This is a genomic window from Algoriphagus sp., from assembly GCF_024642405.1.
In the GTDB taxonomy this organism is placed as follows: domain Bacteria; phylum Bacteroidota; class Bacteroidia; order Cytophagales; family Cyclobacteriaceae; genus Algoriphagus.
The window spans coordinates 1-3,812 of the sequence record NZ_JAHEBC010000357.1 but is presented as its reverse complement, the minus strand read 5'-3'; the positions used below and the strand labels follow the sequence as shown (position 1 = coordinate 3,812).

The 3,812-nt window shown below is 36.1% G+C and carries 5 protein-coding genes; 4 read left to right on the top strand and 1 reads right to left on the bottom strand.

Annotation, left to right across the window (positions count from 1 at the left end):
* The 4 genes from Q0L68_RS17685 to Q0L68_RS17670 form a co-directional block, all read left to right on the top strand.
* Nucleotides 1-445, top strand: a 445-nt coding sequence (locus Q0L68_RS17685; protein ID WP_296705589.1) for an SDR family NAD(P)-dependent oxidoreductase, incomplete at its 5' end; no start/stop codon positions are given.
* Complete coding sequence (locus tag Q0L68_RS17680) at nt 445-1,032, top strand: YdeI family protein (RefSeq protein ID WP_296705588.1); 588 nt, start codon at nt 445-447, stop codon at nt 1,030-1,032. The genes Q0L68_RS17685 and Q0L68_RS17680, both read left to right, overlap by 1 nt.
* 196 nt (nt 1,033-1,228) lie before the next feature.
* Nucleotides 1,229-2,296, top strand: a complete 1,068-nt coding sequence (rsgA, locus tag Q0L68_RS17675) for a ribosome small subunit-dependent GTPase A (protein ID WP_296705587.1) — start codon at nt 1,229-1,231, stop codon at nt 2,294-2,296.
* Between the two features lie 215 nt (nt 2,297-2,511).
* Nucleotides 2,512-3,021 (top strand): hypothetical protein, encoded by a 510-nt coding sequence (locus tag Q0L68_RS17670; protein WP_296705586.1) that lies wholly within the window; start codon nt 2,512-2,514, stop codon nt 3,019-3,021.
* Between the two features lie 47 nt (nt 3,022-3,068).
* On the opposite strand, the gene Q0L68_RS17665 is transcribed toward Q0L68_RS17670, so the two are convergent.
* A partial coding sequence (locus Q0L68_RS17665; RefSeq protein WP_296705585.1) for a phosphotransferase family protein occupies nt 3,069-3,812 on the bottom strand: 744 nt, incomplete at its 5' end.

Here is a 3,812-nt window from a genome sequence, read left to right as displayed (position 1 = left end):
AGGTGGAGAACCACTTTCGGCGGACATAGAGTTTATTAAAAATGCTCTTGACACAAATCTTTTGGGTGCTTGGAGAATGATAAAGGCATTCTACAACCTTCTTGAACAAAGTGACCAACCCAGAATTGTAAATGTTTCAAGTGGTGCCGGTTCATTTGACGACCCAGTTTTTGGACTTGCCCATCATTTTAGCAAAGTACCAGTATATGGGATTACTAAACTTGCGTTAAACGGCTTGACAGTCAAACTAGCAACCCAATTTAAAGACAGTAAAATCAAAATAAATTCTGTTGACCCAGGTTTTACCGCAACCTATCCAGGAACCGAAGATTGGGGTGCAAGATCTGTAAAAGAAAGCGCTAAAGGAATAGTTTGGGCTGCAACACTTCCTGATGACGGGCCTTCAGGTGGATTTTTTAAGGACGGAGAACCTATTAATTGGTAATGGAAGTTTATAATTCCATACAGACTTTTCAAGCTAAATCACGTGAAGATTGGCGAAAATGGTTGAAAAAAAATCACTCGACAGAAAAATCTGTTTGGTTGATTATCTACAAAAAGGAAAGTGGGATACCTAGTATTTATTATCCCGAAGCGGTAGACGAAGCCTTATGCTTTGGATGGATAGATAGTAAACCCAACAAACGAGACCGAGACAGTTACTATCAGTTTTTTTCAAAAAGAAATCCAAAAAGCAATTGGAGCAAAGTAAATAAGGAAAAGATTGCGAAACTCATAGAAAAAGGGTTAATGCAGCCGGCAGGACTTGAGATGATAGAAATTGCCAAAGAAAACGGAACTTGGACTGCCTTGGATGAAGTTGAGAATTTAATTGTACCAGATGACTTGCAGAAACTTTTTTTAAATAACGATCGAGCTTTTGAAAATTGGGAGAACTTTCCCCGTTCTTCAAAACGTGGAATATTGGAATGGATTTTTAACGCAAAAAAACCTGAAACCAGACTGAAGCGGATTGAAGAAACCGTATTACTTGCAGAACAAAATAAAAGAGCAAATCATTATCGAGAATAAGGAATCCAGAGAAATGAAAAAAGGAAAAGGCATTACATTGGATTAAAATTATAGCTGAAATAGTAGTTGAGTCAAGGTTTGTATCCCGATATAAGTTTTTTGAAATTTGACAGGAAAGTGCTTTGCAGTCTGCTACTATTCTTAAAAGAGCCGTTTCACTGAATACTAAAAAACGTCCTTCAACAAGGATACTGAAATGAAATTAGAAGATTTAGGATATAACGAAAAACTTGAAGAATTCAGAATTGAACAAAAACTGGATAACTTTGAGATAGGAAGAGTTATTGCAGAACATAAGGAAAGATATGTTGTCAAAACTACTAAAGCTGAATTAGAAGCCGAGATAACTGGAAATTTAAGATTTTCTGCTACTAGTCGTGAAGATTTTCCAGCAGTGGGTGATTGGGTTGCATTGACAACGTATGATTCAGGTTCAGCGATAATACATAAAATATTACCAAGATTCTCCATTATCAAAAGACAAGCAGTTGGACAATTCGGGGAGATTCAAATAATAGCAACAAATATTGACTATGCTTTTTTAATTCAAGCTGCAGATAGAGATTTTAATATAAACAGACTTGAGAGATACCTGACAATATGTTATTCATCAAAAGTTAGTCCTATTATTTTGCTCAATAAAATAGACCTTGTTGATGAGCAAAAAATAAATGAGATACTTGAAAGTATTAAAATACGGATTAAAGATGTTCCAATTATTGCTATAAGCAACGAGACTCAAATCGGATACGAAACAATTAAAAAGCTAATTGAAAAAGGAAAGACGTATTGTATGCTTGGTTCTTCAGGAGTTGGTAAATCAACCTTATTGAATAATCTTTCTGGTAGAAACATTATGAAAACGGATTTGATTAGTCAAAGTACTAGCAAGGGACGACATGTTACGAGCCATAGAGAACTAATTGTTCTTGAAAATGGTGGAATACTCGTTGACAATCCCGGAATGAGAGAAGTGGGAATTACAGACACAACAACTGGTTTAGAAACTACCTTTGATAAGATTATTAGTCTTTCTCAAAAGTGTAAATTCAAAGATTGTACACATACCAATGAGGCTGGTTGTTCAGTTCTCGAAGCTGTCGATAAAGGAGAAATAGATAAAACCTCTTATGAAAATTACCTTCGATTAGAAAGAGAAAAAGAACACTTTGAATCAACAATTGTTGAACGACGGAAGAAAGAAAAGAAATTTGGGAAAATGATGAAAAACTACAAAAAAGACATAAATAAAAATAAGTACTAACAAAAACGAGGTATAAAGAACTGAAATTTAAGTGGTTATTTAAACATGTGGCCACTTATCAAATTCGTGTAACTGGACAGAAAAGTAACGCACAATCCCCAACATTTCATACTTCCAACAGATATATCCCGAAATTGAAAAGAAGATATAGTTTAAACATATCAGACACTTTTGCAGGCAACAATCTAAAATAAATCTCTAACTGACTTTTAAACATGAAAAATACTTTTTTAATCATAATCACTTTTGCATTCAGTTCATCGGTGTTTGGACAAAGTGTAGAAGAAAAATATGCTGATGACGTGAAATCAATAGACGCAATTATTAATGCATATTATGATGTCGTATCTGGGTCAAGCCAAGACCCTTGGCAGTTTGAACGAGATCAGTTTATCCATTCCAAAAATGCAGTCATTACCAGGTTAGATGAAGAAGGAAAAGCCGAGTCTCATACTTTAGAAGCTGAATACATTCCAATGGGACTAGCTCCAAGAGAAGATTTTTACGAAAAAGAACTCAAAAGGAAGGTAAGTCAGTTTGGGAATATCGCTCAGGTTTGGAGTGCATTCGAGATCAGGACTGACCCAAATCAAGAGTCCACTGATAGGGGACTGAATAGTATACAGCTTCACTTTGAAAATGGGAGATGGTTTATCGATAGTTGGACCTGTGAAATGGAATCTGATAAAAACTCTCCGGTACAAGATTTTTTAGCAAAAGAATAAAGCCCTTTTTTAATAAGCTTGGCTTTCGATAGAAATAATGTAAAGTCTTAAGAACGATAAAGATTGGATATTCTACCTTTTTCAAGAGCTCGGATTCCATTTTCTCCGTTGGCTTTTACTAATTCAAGTAAGCCGGCAAAACGTGGATCCTTCGTTTGTCCATTCTTATATCGGTAAAAGATTTGTTGGACAATCACACCTATTTTAAACGTAGCAAAAGCGTAATAAAAAAGCATGTCAGGCAAATCAATTTCCCGCTGATGGCTATATCTTTCCAAAACCTCCTGTCTCGTCAGATTACCATGAAGCCAAGTAAGATTGAATGACTTTAACATCTCAGGATCTCCAGCCTCTGACCAATAAGCCAATGTAGTCCCTAAATCCATGAATGGGTCGCCAACTGTTGCCATTTCCCAATCCAAAACAGCAAGAATTTTTGATAGATCAGTAGGTGAAAAAACTACATTATCGTATTTGAAATCATTATGAAGAAAGGCCGATTCCGAGACTTTTGGCAGGTGCCTGCTTAGCCAATCAGCCAATTCATCCATGGATTTCAATTGGTCTGTTTCAGATTCCCGATAGCGCTTGATCCATCCTGTGACTTGTCTCTCCACATACCCTTCAGGTTTTCCAAGTTGATGAAGACCTGTTTTATCCAAATCCAAACCATGTAGGCTGGCAAGAGTATCCACCAAGGCCAAGGATCCTTTTCGCATATCTTCTGGAGCTAAAAGATATTTTTTTGAAATAGATCCTCGCAGGATGGTTCCGGTTACTTTTTCCATGAG

Coding starts and splice junctions, on each gene's coding strand:
- Q0L68_RS17670 (WP_296705586.1), top strand. CDS start 2,512: ATGAAAAATACTTTTTTAATCATAATCACTTTTGCATTCAGTTCATCG.
- rsgA (WP_296705587.1), top strand. CDS start 1,229: ATGAAATTAGAAGATTTAGGATATAACGAAAAACTTGAAGAATTCAGA.
- Q0L68_RS17680 (WP_296705588.1), top strand. CDS start 445: ATGGAAGTTTATAATTCCATACAGACTTTTCAAGCTAAATCACGTGAA.